We start from the raw sequence: 592 nt of genomic DNA, 5'->3' as shown, positions 1-592 counted from the left end.
CTTGTGGGTATGGCTTTTGGTCAGTTGATGTGGGGATTGGCATCGGATAAATTTGGTCACCGCAATACGCTGGCCGCAGGTCTGGTACTCTTTACCATTGCCTCATTCGGCTTAGCATTCTGCGATGAAGTTTGGCACCTACTGACACTGCGCTTTGTGCAAGCAATCGGCGTGTGTGCTCCTGCTGTTATCTGGCAAGCGATGGTAATCAAGCGTTACTCCAGCAGTAGCCAGCAAATTTTTGCAACCATCATGCCGTTGGTGGCACTATCACCAGCACTTGCACCTCAACTGGGTGTGGTTTTAGCGGATAGCTTTGGTTGGCACAGTATTTTTATCGCATTAACGCTTGTTGGTGTAGTGCTCGTTGCTGCCACCATGGCACAAAAGAACGAACAAGCCGAAATCAAACAAACCAGCATGTCTGCGGATATTAAAGCGTTACTAGGTTCAAAAACTTACCTAGGTAACGTGTTTATGTTTGCAACCGCTTCGGCAGCGTTCTTTGCTTACCTTACTGGTATGCCAGAAATCATGGCGCAACTAGGCTATGAAGCCAAAGACATTGGTCTGAGCTTCATCCCTCAAACCA

The 592-nt window shown here is 47.8% G+C and carries 1 protein-coding gene; it reads left to right on the top strand.

Annotation, left to right across the window (positions count from 1 at the left end; all coding sequences use genetic code 11):
• Positions 1-592 (top strand): MFS transporter (locus R7Z47_RS25885; RefSeq protein WP_318130900.1); only part of this gene is annotated, 592 nt, incomplete at both ends.

This window comes from Vibrio sp. 1641 (assembly GCF_033339995.1).
Classification (GTDB): domain Bacteria; phylum Pseudomonadota; class Gammaproteobacteria; order Enterobacterales; family Vibrionaceae; genus Vibrio; species Vibrio alginolyticus.
The sequence above is the reverse complement of the archived record's forward strand: the minus strand, read 5'-3'. Positions and strand labels throughout refer to the sequence as shown.